13 protein-coding genes are annotated in these 15,265 nt (G+C 56.0%); 4 read left to right on the top strand and 9 right to left on the bottom strand.

Annotated features, from left to right (window positions below; translation table 11 throughout):
* Position 1 precedes the first annotated feature (1 nt).
* From GOV89_RS12265 to GOV89_RS12280, 4 genes are read left to right on the top strand one after another with little or no spacing between them, the layout of a single operon-like run.
* Positions 2–889: a 2-dehydro-3-deoxygalactonokinase gene (locus GOV89_RS12265; RefSeq protein ID WP_171176984.1), complete on the top strand. Its 888-nt coding sequence runs from the start codon at positions 2–4 to the stop codon at positions 887–889.
* Positions 886–1,491, top strand: a complete 606-nt coding sequence (locus tag GOV89_RS12270; RefSeq protein WP_171176982.1) for a 2-dehydro-3-deoxy-6-phosphogalactonate aldolase — start codon at positions 886–888, stop codon at positions 1,489–1,491. Before GOV89_RS12265 ends, GOV89_RS12270 begins: the two co-directional genes overlap by 4 nt.
* A complete protein-coding gene (locus GOV89_RS12275) occupies positions 1,488–2,348 on the top strand; it encodes an SMP-30/gluconolactonase/LRE family protein (RefSeq protein WP_171238305.1) in 861 nt (286 codons plus the stop codon). Before GOV89_RS12270 ends, GOV89_RS12275 begins: the two co-directional genes overlap by 4 nt.
* Positions 2,345–4,261 carry a beta-galactosidase gene (locus tag GOV89_RS12280; RefSeq protein WP_171238306.1) on the top strand — a complete coding sequence of 639 codons (1,917 nt, stop codon included), beginning with the start codon at positions 2,345–2,347 and terminating at the stop codon, positions 4,259–4,261. Before GOV89_RS12275 ends, GOV89_RS12280 begins: the two co-directional genes overlap by 4 nt.
* A gap of 40 nt (positions 4,262–4,301) precedes the next feature.
* Here GOV89_RS12280 and GOV89_RS12285 read toward each other — a convergent pair whose 3' ends face one another.
* From GOV89_RS12285 to GOV89_RS12325, 9 genes are all read right to left on the bottom strand, one after another.
* Entirely contained in the window at positions 4,302–5,570 is a 1,269-nt protein-coding gene (locus GOV89_RS12285; protein WP_171176976.1) for an ABC transporter permease, read from the bottom strand.
* Positions 5,567–6,487: an ABC transporter permease gene (locus tag GOV89_RS12290; RefSeq protein WP_171176974.1), complete on the bottom strand. Its 921-nt coding sequence runs from the start codon at positions 6,485–6,487 to the stop codon at positions 5,567–5,569. Before GOV89_RS12290 ends, GOV89_RS12285 begins: the two co-directional genes overlap by 4 nt.
* Before the next feature lie 12 nt (positions 6,488–6,499).
* Positions 6,500–7,612 (bottom strand): ABC transporter ATP-binding protein, encoded by a 1,113-nt coding sequence (locus GOV89_RS12295; RefSeq protein WP_171176972.1) that lies wholly within the window; start codon positions 7,610–7,612, stop codon positions 6,500–6,502.
* A gap of 116 nt (positions 7,613–7,728) precedes the next feature.
* On the bottom strand, positions 7,729–8,853 hold the full coding sequence (locus GOV89_RS12300) for an extracellular solute-binding protein (RefSeq protein ID WP_171176969.1): 1,125 nt from the start codon (positions 8,851–8,853) through the stop codon (positions 7,729–7,731).
* A 125-nt stretch (positions 8,854–8,978) separates the two neighbouring features.
* Entirely contained in the window at positions 8,979–10,964 is a 1,986-nt protein-coding gene (locus GOV89_RS12305; protein WP_171176967.1) for a beta-galactosidase, read from the bottom strand.
* Positions 10,961–12,607 (bottom strand): amino acid ABC transporter permease, encoded by a 1,647-nt coding sequence (locus tag GOV89_RS12310; RefSeq protein ID WP_171176965.1) that lies wholly within the window; start codon positions 12,605–12,607, stop codon positions 10,961–10,963. Before GOV89_RS12310 ends, GOV89_RS12305 begins: the two co-directional genes overlap by 4 nt.
* A gap of 64 nt (positions 12,608–12,671) precedes the next feature.
* A complete protein-coding gene (locus tag GOV89_RS12315) occupies positions 12,672–13,421 on the bottom strand; it encodes a basic amino acid ABC transporter substrate-binding protein (RefSeq protein WP_171176963.1) in 750 nt (249 codons plus the stop codon).
* A gap of 27 nt (positions 13,422–13,448) precedes the next feature.
* Positions 13,449–14,489, bottom strand: coding sequence for a LacI family DNA-binding transcriptional regulator (locus GOV89_RS12320; protein WP_171176961.1), 1,041 nt, complete (start codon positions 14,487–14,489; stop codon positions 13,449–13,451).
* Entirely contained in the window at positions 14,489–15,238 is a 750-nt protein-coding gene (locus GOV89_RS12325) for a sugar phosphate isomerase/epimerase (RefSeq protein ID WP_171176959.1), read from the bottom strand. The genes GOV89_RS12320 and GOV89_RS12325 overlap by 1 nt, the downstream gene beginning before the upstream one ends.
* Between the last annotated feature and the right edge of the window lie 27 nt (positions 15,239–15,265).

Genomic DNA, 15,265 nt, shown 5'->3' on the forward strand with positions numbered 1-15,265 from the left:
GATGAATACTGAATGGATCGCTGTTGATTGGGGTACATCCCATCTGCGCGCGTGGGCCATGCAGGGGCGCACCGTGCTGGATCAGGCACGGTCTGACGCAGGAATGGCCCGAGTTGGCAAGGATGGGTTTCAGGCGGCGTTGCTTGCGCTTGTTGAAACATGGCTGGCGGATACCCCGGTGGACGTAATCGCGTGCGGTATGGTTGGTGCGCGGCAGGGCTGGGTCGAGGCACCTTATGGCGCAGTTCCAAGCCAACCACTGCCCGACGCGCCAATCCGCGTTCCCGACACCGATCCACGCATCTGTGCCTTTGTCGTGCCCGGTCTGAAACAGATGGCACCGCCGGACGTTATGCGTGGCGAAGAAACGCAGATCGCAGGATTTCTTGCCGCGCGGCAGAATTGGGATGGGGTGATCTGTTTGCCCGGAACGCATACAAAGTGGGTTCAGGTCAGCGCGGGCGAAGTTGTCAGCTTTCGGACATTCATGACGGGAGAGATGTTCGATCTGTTGTCTGGGCAATCGGTGCTGCGACACTCGGTTTGCGAAGGTTGGGATGATAACGCATTTGTGGACGCCGTTGCAGATACCCTGTCCAAGCCCGAACAACTGGCTGCACGCCTATTCGGTCTGCGCGCAGCAGATCTGCTACACGGTCAGGACAAAGGCACCGCTCGGGCGCAGCTTTCGGGGTTGCTGATCGGTGCCGAGCTGGCCGCCACCCGACCCTATTGGTTGGGACAACAGTTGGCCGTGATTGGTGCCGACGGTGTTTCGCAGATTTATGCAACTGCGCTGAAGCAACAAGGTGCGTTTGTCGAAACTGAAAATGCCACTGCGGCGACACTGGCAGGGCTTGCTCTGGCAAAAGACAAGGTGAATTCATGAGCCGTCCCATCATCGCCATTCTTCGTGGGCTTAATCCGTCCGACGCCGAAGCCGTTGGGCGCGTGATACTTGACGCGGGAATCGACCGTATCGAAGTGCCGCTCAACTCACCCGACCCGTTAAATAGTATCGCTATTCTTGCCAGGGTATTCGGGCATCAGGCACTGATCGGAGCAGGCACGGTTTTAACCATCGATCAGGTCAATGCTGTTTCGGATGCCGGGGGTAAACTGATCGTATCGCCAAACTATGATGCCGAGGTCATTGGGCGCACGGTCGCTTTGGGGATGCAAAGCTGGCCGGGTGTTTATACCCCAACCGAAGCGTTCGGGGCACTAAAGGCCGGCGCCACAGGGCTAAAGCTGTTTCCCGGTGTGATGGCAGGACCTGCCGGACTGGCAGCTTTGCGCCCGGTTTTGCCTGACGGTGCGCTGGTGTTTGCCGTGGGTGGTGCGGGCCCTGAGAATTTTGATCAGTGGATCAAGGCCGGGGCAGATGGGTTCGGGATCGGATCGGCGCTATATAAACCTGGCATGGACGTGACCGAGATATCAGACCGCGCCCGCCAGATCGTTGCCGCCTATGACAAGGCGGTGGGATGAGCACTGTTTTCGATGATCGCCCCTGTGAATTGGGTGAAGGGCCTTTGTGGCATCCCGAACGGCAACAGTTGTATTGGTTCGACATCATCGGCAAACGCCTGATGACCCGTAGCGCACAAGGGCCGCAGAGCTGGGCATTTGAAGAATATGTCTCTGCTGCAGGATGGGTGGATCACGATACGCTGCTGCTGGCGTCGGAAACCGGGCTTTGGCGTTTTGACTTGACCGCTGCGGACTGCAGCCTGATCACACCGTTGGAGGCAGATAACTCAGTCACCCGCTCTAACGACGGTCGGGCCGACCCTTGGGGTGGCTTCTGGATCGGAACGATGGGAAAGCATGCGGAACCAGCAGCCGGATCGATCTATCGGTTCTGGAAAGGCGCGTTGAGGCGTCTGGTTGCGGATGTGACAATCTCAAACGCGATCTGTTTTGCTCCGGATCGGTCGGTTGCCTATTTTTGCGATACCGTGACAGGGCAGGTTCGGCGTTGGAAGCTGGACGCGGAAACCGGGTGGCCTGAAGGGGATCATTCGGTCTTTCTGGATCTTCGGGCGGAAGGGTTGAACCCCGACGGCGCTGTGGTTGATGCAGCTGGAAACATCTGGATTGCCCAATGGGGTGCGAGCCGGGTTGCCTGTTATACATCTGAGGGACAATTCCTGCGTGCCGTTTCTTACGACGCGGCGCATACATCCTGCCCGGCCTTTGGCGGCAGTGATCTGAGCACCCTTTTCTGCACAACAGCGCGTCAGGGGTTAAGTGCCGACGAAATCGAAGCGCAACCAAACAACGGAAAGACCTTTGCCGCGCTAAATGTCGGGCGGGGTCAGGCAGAACACAGGGTCATTTTATGAAGCCGGAACTTGGCGTTTGCTACTATCCCGAACACTGGCCCGAGGCGATGTGGGCGGAGGACGCAGCGCGCATGATCACCACCGGTCTGACCTGGGTTCGGATCGGTGAGTTTGCCTGGAGCCGTATGGAACCTCAGCCGGGTAATCTGCAACTCGATTGGCTGGACCGTGCGATCGAAACACTTGGGTCCGCCGGGTTGAAGGTTGTGCTGGGTACGCCAACGGCGACACCGCCCCGCTGGATGATCGACAAACACCCGGATATGCTTGCAGTGGATGAACTCGGGGCCCCGCGCAAGTTTGGGTCGCGGCGACATTATTGCTTTAGTCACCAAGGCTATATCGACGAATGTTCACGCATCGCCCGCATCATGGGCGAACGGTATGGTCGTAATCCGCAGGTGGCAGCATGGCAGATCGACAACGAATACGGGTGTCATGACACAACGGTCAGCTACAGTGCCCCTGCCCTCCGCGCCTTCCAACAGTGGTTGGCAGTTCAATATGGCACCGTCGAAGCGCTGAATACAGCATGGGGCAATGTGTTCTGGTCAATGGAATATGCCAGTTTTGACGAGATTGACCTACCCAATCAAACCGTAACCGAACCGAACCCGGCTCATGTGTTGGCGTTCCGACGGTTCAGCTCAGATCAGGTTGTGGCTTTCAACAAAGCTCAGGTTGAGGTTTTGCGGCAGCTGACCGACGCGCCACTGCTGCACAATTACATGGGCCGGGTTCTGGATTTCGATCACTTCGAGGTCGGCGCAGATTTGGATATTGCCACCTGGGACAGTTATCCAATTGGATTTTTGTCGGATCGGCTGGAAGATGACGATGCGCAAAAGATCGCCTTTCTGCAACAAGGCGACCCGGATATGCAGGCGTTTCATCACGACCTGTACCGGGCCGTCGGGCGCGGACGTTGGTGGGTGATGGAACAGCAACCCGGTCCTGTGAATTGGGCACCTTATAACCCAGCGCCCCTTCCCGGAATGGTACGGCTGTGGTCTCTGGAGGCCGTTGCTCATGGCGCTGAAGTGGTGAGCTATTTTCGTTGGCGACAAGCCCCCTTCGCGCAAGAGCAGATGCACGCAGGCTTGTTGACGTCAAACAACCGTCCTGCACCTGCATTGACTGAAGCGCGTCAAACCGCGGATACACTGTCGGAACTGGGTGACGTCCGGCAGTCGCAAGCCAAAGTGGCTATTTTGTTCGAATATGCGTCGGACTGGGCATGGTCCATTCAGCCGCAGGGGGCCGGGTTTGATTACTTCCGACTGGTCTTTGCGGCGTATCGCGCGCTGCGACGCGCAGGGTTGTCGGTGGATTTTGTATCTACCCATGACCTCTCAGGACAGTACGATCTGATCCTTGCACCGGGGCTGGCGACACTTGATCAGGATTTGGAGCGCCGTCTGAAATCGGCGTGTAACCTCGCCATCCTTGGCCCCCGAAGCGGAGCCATTACCCGTGATTTCCAAATTCCCGAGAATGGCCGCCCCGGATTGAGCGCATTGGACTGTGACGTCGATCTGGTCGAAACGCTTCCTCCGACGGTTGAGCGACCTGTTAATGGCGGTGGCGCAGCCCTTCATTGGGTTGATCGACTGTCGGGTTCAGCCACCGATTTGCTGAACTTCGAAGATGGGGCAGCCGCGCTCAAGGGGGAAAACGGGCTTTGGTATCTGGCGGGATTTCCTGATGAACAGCTTTGGGATCGGGTCATTGCGATGGCGGCAAAGCAAACAGGATTGATCGTGCAAGCCATGCCACAAGGCTTGCGGATGCGCGAGACAGCTGATCATGTGTTCCTGATCAACTACAATGCAAGCCCGGTGATCTGGAAGGGTCAAACTGTTCAAGGCTGCGATGTCGCCATCCTGAAACGCAATCCGCCCGGACAGGGCTGATCCTGATCCGGGCGGATGCCTTGGCTATCAACCTGCGACGCTAGTCGTTTTGCAGGCTGTTGGGGTCGAAGACGTTTCCGAACCCGCTGTTGTTCGATGGGGCCGGGTCGGCCTCGGACGAACCATCGTTGCTTTCGCTTTCGTCTCCGCCCAGAGAGTTGGGGGCAAACACGTTTCCAAAGCCACTGTTGTTTGATGGCTTGGGCGTGGATTGCGCCTCACCCTGTTCGGCTTCTTCGGCTTCGCGTTGCTTACGGCGCTCTTCACGCTGCTTGCGCAGTTCCTGAATGCGTTGTTCGGCCTCCAGCTGTTTCTGCTCGCGCACGTTGGCAATGCACTGACCGGGGTCGTAGGCCGTTGCAGTGCCGACAACCGTGATCGTTGCAATCGCAAACACAACCACCAGAACCGCCGCTGCGTTTCCGGCAAAGAAGCTGGGCAGTTTGATTTTGCCGGCCAGTTCCTCAACCGTTGCGTTCTTGCGTGCCGCCGCGACCAGTTCCTGACGCTTGAGCTTGGCTTCGTTCAGTAAGGCAAAGAACACGGTCAAGGCCACGATGATAAATGCCAGCGCAGAAATCGCGGGTGTGATGCCATACCGGACCTTCTGGGCCAGCTCGATTGTCAGCGTCGGGTATTCACCAAACGTAAAGGTGGTGGTGTTGTAGTTCTCGAACGAAGCAAGGAATGCCAACACCGCCGCCGAGGCAATCGCCGGGCGCATGAACGGCAGCAAGATCTTGCGGAAAGCCTGTGCATGGCTGGCGCCAAGGTCCAGGGCCGCTTCGGTCAGAGCTACGTCGTAGCGCTGCAAACGTGCCACCAGCACCAGCATGCAGTAGCTGGCGATAAAGGTGGATTGGCCGATCACCGTCAGAAAAATGCCATTTGACAAGAAGCTGTCTGCCCCCAGTCCGAGCATACGGTTGATCCGATCCCAGAACACCAGTGTCGAGATACCCAGAACCACGCCCGGGATCAGGATCGGTGCGATGATGATCGTGTAATAGGTCGCACGCAACTTGGGCCAGATCTGAGTCAGCATCAGCGCGCCTGCCAGGCCCATCGCCACGGACAGAACAACCGTTCCAAGCCCGATGATCAACGAGTTTTTGATACCGTTCAGGATACGCTGATCCTGAAACAGCTCACCAAACCACTGGAAGGTCAGGCATTCCCACGGGCTCATCCGAGGAAAACCGGACGAGTTGAACGCGGTGATCGACATGATCACAAGCGGTCCCAGCAGATACAGGAAGAAGATCGCCAGATAGACCCAGATGCTTATGCGGAGGAAGGAATTGTTCATTTCCCGATATCCCCCATGTTCACCTTGAACAGGCGCATCACCGCCAACACGAACAGGATACAGGTCACCAGTAGCACGATGGCGTAAGCCGCCCCCTGTGGCCAGTCATTGTTGTCGTTAAACTGCTGGTAGATCAGCTGCGTGAACCACAGGCTCGACGGTCCTCCCAAAATCTGCGGAGCGGCCAGCGCACCAGCGCTTAACATGAACACCATAGTACAGCCCGAACTGATGCCCGGCTTGGCGTAAGGAATAACCACGCGCCAGTGAATCCGCCACCATGGCGCACCCAGGTCCCGAGCGGCTTCGATCTGGTTTTTATCCAGACTTTCAATGACGTTATACATCGGGAAGATCATCAGCAGGATATAGGCATAGCCCAAACCCGCATAGAGCGCGATATCGTTGCGGATGAAGTCAAACGGTGTATCCCAGATCCCCATGCCCATGAACAACGTATTCAGAACGCCGGTTTCACCGAAGATAATGCGCAGCGCGAAGGCGCGCAGGATCTCGTTGATCCAATAGGGAATGATAAGCATGATCGCAAAGATGCGGATATGGCTACCTTCGGATTGTCCCAGGTAGTAGGCGATTGGATAGCAGATGATCAGATTGAAGATCGTCACACAGACAGCCGCCACAAGGGTTCGGAAAAACACTCTCAGGTCGACTGTGTTGTAGTCCTGACTGCCGCCCTCGGGGCCGTAGATCAAGTACTTGTAGTTCTCCAGCGTATAGACGTCCTTGGGCCCGCCAATCTCTGGCGGCGGCAGGTTCGGACGGAATGAAAAGTCCAGCATCGACAACTGCGGCAAGATGATCAGCCCAATGGTCCAGAACAGGACCAGGCCCAAAATCGCCAACCCCATGCCGGTGCCATTGCGATTGAAGAAATCCTTTAGAAACTGGGGCATGAACTGTTCCCCTTATTCCGCGGCCAGTTCACCCGCAGGAACGACGACGGCGTTGTGCGTCTCATATTCCAACGTGATGTTCTGTCCGGTGTGATCTTCGAAGGATTGCCCGTGGTTGGGGATCGATACTTTGATCTCTTTTCCGCCCTCGCCTTCGGTGAAGATGTTAAAGACGTTGCCCTCGAACTCTTCGTGGTTGACACGCGCGGTGACGAAATGGTCGCCCGACGCGCCATCGGGGGCGATGGCAAATGCCTCGGGGCGCACGAACATCATGGCATCGTCGCCTTCTTTCATCTTGCCTTGATTGGCCGTCGAAATCCTCGCTACCAGATCGCCTGAGCGGTTAGTCGCGATCAGAGCCTCATTGCCCATGACTTGTTTAACTTTACCCCGGAACACATTGTTTTCGCCGACGAATGAAGCCGCAAACGCCGTGTTGGGATCGTTGTAGATGGTCTTGCCGTCGGCAATCTGATCAATCACACCCGCGCGCATAACGGCGATGTTGTCGGACATGGTCAGCGCCTCACCTTGATCGTGAGTGATGTAGATAAAGGTGATACCCACGCGCTGCTGGATTTCGCGCAGCTCTGTGCGCATGTGTTGGCGCAGTTTCAGATCCAGCGCTGACAGAGGCTCGTCCAGCAGTAACACATCCGGCTCTGCGCAAAGCGCGCGGGCGATGGCCACACGCTGACGTTGCCCGCCTGACAGTTCGCTGGGCAGTTTGTCGCCCTGCCCGGGCAAAGCGATCATGTCCAGAAGCTCATCTGCACGCTTGCGGCGTTCAGCGGCGCTGGCCCCTTTAATCTCCATCGAGAAGGTGATGTTTTCCCAAACTTTCATCAACGGAAACAACGCCAGGTTCTGGAAAATCAGCGCCGTGGGCCGCTTGTTTGGTCCGATGCCGCGCATGTCATTGCCGCCAATCAATACCTTGCCCTCGCTTGGCTCCAGGAAACCTGAAACGGCGCGCAGGATCGTTGTTTTTCCACAGCCAGACGGCCCGAGGAACGAAAAGAAATCGCCCCCGTTGATGTTCACATTCGCGTCCCGCACGGCAACGAAGTCACCGAAACGGATCCACAGCTTTTCAAGATCGACGCCGACCCCTGCACTCATTTTTGGTATCTCCCTGGGGTGCACATTGTCTTCACACCACATTACTGTCCGTTACGCCGGGACGGCGCACAGAGTGTAGCCCCCCGCGCAAGGCGGAGGGCATGTTTTCAATGCGTTTAAGCGCTCTTGAATTTGTTGACGAACTCGGTCCGTGTTTCTGCATACCAAGGTGCTTCGGCCGGCCACGGGTTAAGGTTGGCCAACGAGTCGCCCGGATAGGCTTCGGCGAAGTTCTTTTTGTAAGTGTCGCCCGAATATTGATCAGCTCCAAGAACCGGCGAGTTGTAACCGTGGCTGTCGATGGCAACACCGGCAGGCTTGGCCTGATAGGCGAAATCAATGAACGCATAGATCTGGTCGATATTCGCGGCACCTGTTGGAATTGACATGCCGTCAACCCAGGCCATCGCGCCTTCGACCGGCGCTTGGTAGTGCACTGGTTCACCTGCAGACTTCAACGCCAGCGGCGGGCCATCCCAAGTTTGACCGACAATCACGCCTTCGTTCAACAGACCATTTTTCTGTGTGTCAGCGTCATTCCAGATCAGCTTGATGCGATCTTTGCGCGCAACGCACCAGTCGGTGATCTGGCCCCAAACCTTGCGCATGGTTTCTTCGTCACCATACGCCGCCCAGACCGAGCCCGGCTCCATCTCGCCCGAACGCTCCATGTAAAGACCCGCGCCCAACATCATCGAATGCGCACGGCCCATAGTTTTTCCGGCGTTTTCTTCGGACCAAACGTCGCCATAAGACGGTGCGTCACCTTCCGGCAGCCACAGGTCGGTGCGGTAGGCAATGCCTTCGGTGCCCCAGATATGCGGCAGCCAATGCGCCCCTGATCCACCAAAGTTCCAAGCGTCTGTGCCGATCTTGGCCATGGCTGGGTTCACCAAGTCAATCGGAACCTTGTTCATATCAAAGGGCTGAAGAAGCTCCAGCGGCTCCCATTGCAACGACCGGTTGTTGGTGGGCGAGACAATGTCAAAGCCCTGACCTTTGGTGGCCTTCATCTTGTTGATGATTTCTTCGTTCGAACCGATGCCGGTGTAGTTCACCTTGATGCCGGTCAGAGTCTCAAACTCTTCGATGAAGCTGGGCGGAAGATAATCCGACCACATCAGAATATTAATCTCGCCCGACGACGCCAGCGCGCTTTTGCTGTAAAGCGGCGCTGCCAAAGCAGCTGCACCCGCGCCCTTTAGCACCTTGCGTCTGGAAAGAGTCAATTTGTCAGCCATGTGTTTTCTCCCATTGATGAACTGTTTGTTTTTATTTTTTGTTTATAGGATTTTCTGTGTCAATTCGGCAGTGAAAAAGTGACAGTTTTGAAAATTCATTAGCCCAGCCTCCTGATGGAACGCGTTCAGATTGATTTTTTAAGGGGTACATCTTCTTGCCAAACGGTCATGTCCCGGACATCCACCGGGTCGGTTCCTATCAACAATCTACGATGATCACCGGCTGGCAAGGGTTTGGGAGTGTCACCAAAGTTAAACGCGAAATGCAACGTACCGCGCCGGGCAATGCGAATATCGGGATCACAGTTCAGTGTGCTCAGGCCAGCCCACTCCAAAGCCTGATGTAAAATGGATTGCAAAAGCGCACCACGTGGAAGCATCGCCATATATATTGCCCGGTTTGACTGCACGACCGCAGGGCTTCCGTCGCAATAGGCGCTTTCAAAGCGCGCTAAGACACTTTCGTTGGTCTCGACGATCTCGCGCCAACCTACGAAAGCGTGCCGAGGGCCGTTGATCAGTTGCACATGTTCTTGTGCCAGGAGGGGAAGTGACTCGACGCGTGTGACATGAACGCCGGTCAACTCTGTTAATGTGCCAGGGGCAAGGTTCGCAGGTGTGTGCATCTGGGGTGTTTTGCTGCCTGACCTGGCTCCAATCACGAGTTTCGCGTCCGAATCTGAAAGCTTGGCAGCAAGGTCTGCGCTGACGATCATGCTCTGCGGCAATAGGATCAGTGCATAGCCGTCCAGATCATCTTCAGGGCCTAGGAAATCGACGTCTGCCCCTAATTGACGAAGGCTGGCATACCATTCACGGATAATGTGACTGTTTGGGAACTCGTCATCATGCGGCAGGATATCCGCAGCCCAGATTGAGCTGTAATCCAAAAGTATCGCCACATTGGCCTTTGAACGCGTCGCAGATGGTAGAGTTTCGCGATCCTTTACGATCTGTGCCAATTCAACCGCCGCTTGATCTGGGCTGTTATCCGAGCGCAGCAACGCCGTATGATATTGTTCCTGCGCGAATTTTGCTTGTCGCCAACGAAAGAACATAACTGCTTGCGCACCATGCGCATAAGCTGCCCAGGTCCAAAGCCGTACCATGCCCTCCGCTGGAGAAGGGTTTTTAGCCGCCCAGTCCACCGGACCCGGCTGTTGTTCCAAAACCCACATACGCCCACGTCCCTGACTGCGGTATAAATCGCAGTGAAAGCCTTGATAATCCGGCGCACCTGTCCGCAGATAGCGACGCTTTTCATCGTCGGAGAGGGTCGAACCCATCAGGTTGCCCAGCGGGTAACTGTCAAAGCCAACCACATCCAAATCGGCCGCAACGGCGTGATGGTCAAACTCGAAACTGCCTGCCATAAAGTTGTGGGTGATGTCTCGGCCCGGAGAATGTTCCCGCAGAATGTCGACCTGTGCTTTGTTGAACAGACGTACCCTGTCCGAAGAATAACGCATGAAATCCAATGCATGTGTTGGATTCGGGGCTGCGACCAGACCGTTGGGCAGCTCAATCTGGTCAAATCCGGAATAGAGCGATCCCCAGAACACGGTTCCCCATGTTTGGTTTAGGGCGTCGATTGTTTCGTATCGCTTCTGAAGCCAGCGTTGAAACCCGCTGCGCGCAGCCATTGAATAGCTGAGTACCGTGTCGTGGTCGTTGTATTCGTTGTCGATCTGCCAGGCGTGGACATGAGGGTTCTTTCCATATCTGCTGGCGTATTCGGTTGCGATCCGTTTTGCCTCGGCCAGATAAATCTCGGAGGAAAAGCAATAATGCCGACGCGATCCGTATCCCCTGACTCGTCCGTCCGGTCCGACGGGTAGGATTTCAGGATGCGCGTCGATCAGCCATTTTGGCGGGGCCGCCGTTGGGGTCGACATCATGACCTTCAGCCCGGCCTGACCCAGAATTCCAATGACCTCGTCCAGCCAACCCCAGCGAAATTGCCCGCGTGCAGGTTCGATCAGGCCCCAGGTGAATTCGGCAATACGCACCCAATCCAACCCCATCTCGACCATACGCTTGGCATCCTCTTGCCATTGCGACCGATCCCATTGTTCAGGGTAGTAGCAAACCCCCAGCTCAAGCTTGCTCATCTGCTATCCTTTGCGGTACGACGTTCGATCCATTTCAGGAAGCTGGCGCAACCCAATGTGATCACGACGTAAAGAATTGCTGCCGTATTGAAGGGGGCGAAAGGCAGGAAACTTGCCGCCTGAAACTCTCGCATCCTTTGGGTCATGTCACGAACAGACAGGATCGACAGCAGCGAGGTGTCCTTGATCATTGCTATGAATTCGTTGCCCAAGGGTGGGGTCACGATCCGCAATGCCTGCGGTAAGACGATGAGCCGAGCAGTCTGCCATCGAGACAAGCCCAAGGAGCTGCCTGCCTCCAACTGCCCTTTGGGTATGGCCTCGATCCCGGATCGAAAGATCTCGGCCATATAGGCTGAATAGCCGACCGAAATGGCGATGATGCCGCGGGTCATATTGGTCATGTCGATGCCGCCGCCTGTGGCATCCTTGACTGCACCCGCCAGAGGCAGGCCGATGTAAAGGATGATCACCAGCATCGGGATGCCCCGGATCGTATCCACAAAGAACTCTGCGCCAACGGCTAGCGGGTGGAGTTTGTGCTGTGCGCCACCAATGGTCAGCGTCAATAACAAAAAGCCAAAGACAGCAAAAGCCAGCGCCGGGTTGCGGTACTTGTCGGGCAAAAAGCTGGTTTGCCAAAGCACCGGATAGCCCTGCGTGTGTGCCTGAACGGGGACAAACGCGCCAGAGACACTTTCAACGGTTTCGATTTGCTCCAGGGCCGCTGCGGCGTCTGTTGCACTGCGGATGCGGTATTGCTGCTCTCCACCGCCTTCGAATTCACCAAACCGGATGATATCGGCCTGTGCCTGTGGTGTGCCGCGCACAATCGCAATGCGGGCTTCGGTGCTCCCGACAAGGACGTAATTCACTTGTGGTTGCATGAAGAAAAACGAGGAAACTCCTAGCAGAGCCAAGCTGATTGCGCCGTAAACCATCGTAGTACGCGCTTTGGGTTTGAACGATTGCAGCCCCACCCAGATCAGCCCCAGGATCGCTGCAAAAATATAGGCAAAGATCGCCGCGCGGAATGTAATGGCAACGCCAGTTGCAAACTGCCAATGCGCCATGAACATCAAATAGAACAAGGTGGCCCCGGTCAGGATTTCAAACCCAAGTTGAGAATAGCCGCGCAACGGGTTGTTCAGACGGGTGGATAACACGCACAGCGCGATGATCACCGCATAGATTGCCAGCAAGACCTGCAAACCAGTCTGCACTTGCGCCACAACCACAGGGAAAAGCACCCAGGTCTGGTTGGTTCGGTCGATAAGTGCCGATGTGTTTTCACTCAGCGCATGAAAGAAGACCGACTCGGCGAATGGCATCAGGATCTGAGGTGCGACAAAGGCAAGCATCGACAGGCCAACCGCCGCAGGAAATGCAGCCAATGCCGCCACGCGCAACCAGGCCGGGGCTTGCGAATGGAACCGGGAATGGCGGGCGCAGAGATAGCCCAGGATCGCCGCGGTCAGGATCAGCAAGAACCCAACAAAAATCGGCCCCGCGTTGTTGCCGATCCCTAGGATCGCGACCAGAGATCGCAAATATTTGGACGAGGAAGCAAACAGGTAAATGATGAATGGCGCTGCTGCGAGCAACACAAGGTTGCTCGGGCGGATCGAGCTGAGACGCGACATGGGGTTCTCCGCTAGGTCAAAACCCCGGCGAAAAATTCCGCCGGGGCCGTAAGGTATTCAGAGTTCAGTTTGTTCCCCAGTATTTGGCTTTCAGCTTGTCCAAGGTGCCGTCGTCCTGAATCGCGGCCAGTCCCGTGTTGATGGCATCAACGGTTGGGTCGCCTTCCTGAAAGACGATGCCCAGCGGGTCGGATTGCAGGCCAGTGATCCCAACGGTCAACTCGCCTGCAAACTCCTGCTCATAGGCCGACGCCGAGGTGCCGTCGATGATGACCCCCTGTACGTCGGCGTTTTGAAGCGCCAGAATTGCGGCCGAAAAATTGTCATACAGACTCACATTCTCGCGGCCCACCAACTCTTCCGCGAGTTGCGCGTTGGTCGTACCGGTCTGTGCCGCAAGCTTCTGGCCTCCTGCCTTGAAATCTTCCAGCGTCATATCCGCATTGTCGACCTGAAGAAGAATGGCCTGGCTGACAACGATGTAAGGTTCGGAGAAATCCATGGTCTCTTCCCGTTCCGGTGTGATCGAAACGCCCGAGATCACCAGATCGAACTCACCCTGCTGAAGTGCCGCGAAGATCCCGTCCCAAGCCGTGTTGACGAAATTCGGAACGCAATTCACGCGCTCGCAAATGGCATTCATGACGTCGACGTCAAAACCGACAATCTCGCCAGTTGTTTCATCCACGGTTTCCATCGGTGGATATGTCGCGTCCGTCCCGATCTTGAGCACACGGCCTTCCAGATCGGCGGCAAAGGCGGCAGGCGCTGTCATCGCAGAAAGCGCCGCCGCTGCAAGTAAATGTTTGAACATGTTTGGTTTCTCCTTTGTTGGACTAAGTCAAATCGCCGGTTCCGGCGGTGGCGTGTCAGGTTGCCGCTCGATCAATTGGGCCCTGATCTTTTTTTGAATCTCTGATGGGTTGGCTCCGGCCAAGACTTGCAGCATAAACTCGCCCAAGAGGCGGCTGGTCTCGCCAATGGGCAGATAATAGGTGCTGGGCGGGGGTACGAAATACTGGCTGAGTTTCAGATCATCGTTTGAAATGACCACAACATCCTGCCCCACCCTCACCCCTTGTTTTGCTGCCGCCGACAAGGCCCCAAGGGTCATCGCCTCGTTGGCGCAAATGATGGCGCTTGGCGGTTTGGGTAACTGCATGAGTGCCGCAAAAGCCGTTTGGCCGGTCTCTGCTGTTGTTGGACCGGTCGCAATCAGCGTAGGGTCAAAGCCAAGCGCACCCTCTGACAGAGCATCGGCATAGCCCCGGCGTCGTTGCAAGGCATAGACCAGGTCATCCGGAGGGTTAATCAACGCGATCCGGCGATGGCCAAGGCCAATCAATCTGGCCGTCGCTTCAAACGCCGCAGTCTCACTGTCGAGATCAACATATGCATGCGGCAGGTCGCTGCTACTCATGCCGTAAGTGACAAAGGGAAATGCCTCAGCCTGAAGATACGCTATCCGCGGGTCGTTCACTCGCGTGCCCGAGAAAATCACACCATCGGCCAGCCCTTCTTGCACGATCGAACGCAGAGTCTTCAGTTCAGTATCGTCGCCGCTTGTGCTGAAAACACTCAATTGATAGCGCGATCCCTGAACCGCTTTGGAAATCCCAGCCAGAATCCGTGTGAATTCAACGCCTTCCCATTCCTCAGCGGCATCTTCCGAAACGCTGACCAGAACAGCAATCCGATAGGATTTATTGGTCCGCAACTTAAGTCCATCAAGGTTTACCCGATAGCCCAGAGCGGTCGCTGCCTTGTGGATTTCATCCCGCGTTTCTTGTTTCACCGAGGGCGCATCCCGTAAGGCGTTCGAAACCGTTCCGACAGAATAGCCAGTCTTCTTTGCAATTGATTTTATTGTCGCCCGCGCCATCAGGTAATCCCGATCAGACGTTCGGTCAGGAACCCCCGTCCCGTGTTCAATGTACGTCTGTGATCTAAGGTTTCGTCATGTTCGACAAACAAATCGGAACAATTGCTGTCTGCGAGTGCCTTCAATACAGCGTCCCAATCCACGACGCCCTCCCCCAGATCGCGCCAACGCTCGTCACCTGTGCCACAGTCTGGATCCGCATCCTTTGCATGAATAGACAGGATTCGGTCCGCATGACGTTTGATCATTGCGGCGGCATCTAGGCCAGCAACTTGCAACCAACCTATATCTGGCTGCCAGTAGATATTCCCTTGCGAAAGGACTTGATCCAGGGGCGTTTCACCCTTTGCCCCCACCAGATCAAAGTCGTGATTGTGATAGGCCAGACGGATGCCGTGCTCGCTTAGTCGATCAGCCCATTCTGACAACTGACCCGACACCGCCATCCATCCCCGGGCAGTGTCGGGCCGCGTCTGGGGCGCCAGCCAAGGCATGACGGCCACCTGGCATTCCAAAAGGTCCATGACCTCGACAATGTCATCGAAACGCGTGTCGAACTCTTCCCAGTCAAAATGTGCAGACCGAACGTTAAGACCTGATTGATGAATGGTACCCGCCATCTGCTGCGGGTTCAGTTCATGCAGCCCCGTGGTTTCGATATCCTCAAAACCGCAATCTGCAACCAGACGCAGCTGATCTGTCAGATCACCGCATTGCCGCACTGTATAAAGCTGGGCTGAAACTCTCATTCCCCACCATTGAAACGTTTCAATTAT

Source organism: Ruegeria sp. HKCCA5763 (assembly GCF_013034545.1).
Lineage (GTDB): Bacteria > Pseudomonadota > Alphaproteobacteria > Rhodobacterales > Rhodobacteraceae > Ruegeria.

Excerpts from the sequence above, each read along its gene's own strand:
- GOV89_RS12265 (WP_171176984.1), top strand. The coding sequence starts at position 2 with ATGAATACTGAATGGATCGCTGTTGATTGGGGTACATCCCATCTGCGC.
- GOV89_RS12270 (WP_171176982.1), top strand. The coding sequence starts at position 886 with ATGAGCCGTCCCATCATCGCCATTCTTCGTGGGCTTAATCCGTCCGAC.
- GOV89_RS12275 (WP_171238305.1), top strand. The coding sequence starts at position 1,488 with ATGAGCACTGTTTTCGATGATCGCCCCTGTGAATTGGGTGAAGGGCCT.
- GOV89_RS12280 (WP_171238306.1), top strand. The coding sequence starts at position 2,345 with ATGAAGCCGGAACTTGGCGTTTGCTACTATCCCGAACACTGGCCCGAG.
- GOV89_RS12285 (WP_171176976.1), bottom strand. The coding sequence starts at position 5,570 with ATGAACAATTCCTTCCTCCGCATAAGCATCTGGGTCTATCTGGCGATC.
- GOV89_RS12290 (WP_171176974.1), bottom strand. The coding sequence starts at position 6,487 with ATGCCCCAGTTTCTAAAGGATTTCTTCAATCGCAATGGCACCGGCATG.
- GOV89_RS12295 (WP_171176972.1), bottom strand. The coding sequence starts at position 7,612 with ATGAGTGCAGGGGTCGGCGTCGATCTTGAAAAGCTGTGGATCCGTTTC.
- GOV89_RS12300 (WP_171176969.1), bottom strand. The coding sequence starts at position 8,853 with ATGGCTGACAAATTGACTCTTTCCAGACGCAAGGTGCTAAAGGGCGCG.
- GOV89_RS12305 (WP_171176967.1), bottom strand. The coding sequence starts at position 10,964 with ATGAGCAAGCTTGAGCTGGGGGTTTGCTACTACCCTGAACAATGGGAT.
- GOV89_RS12310 (WP_171176965.1), bottom strand. The coding sequence starts at position 12,607 with ATGTCGCGTCTCAGCTCGATCCGCCCGAGCAACCTTGTGTTGCTCGCA.
- GOV89_RS12315 (WP_171176963.1), bottom strand. The coding sequence starts at position 13,421 with ATGTTCAAACATTTACTTGCAGCGGCGGCGCTTTCTGCGATGACAGCG.
- GOV89_RS12320 (WP_171176961.1), bottom strand. The coding sequence starts at position 14,489 with ATGGCGCGGGCGACAATAAAATCAATTGCAAAGAAGACTGGCTATTCT.
- GOV89_RS12325 (WP_171176959.1), bottom strand. The coding sequence starts at position 15,238 with ATGAGAGTTTCAGCCCAGCTTTATACAGTGCGGCAATGCGGTGATCTG.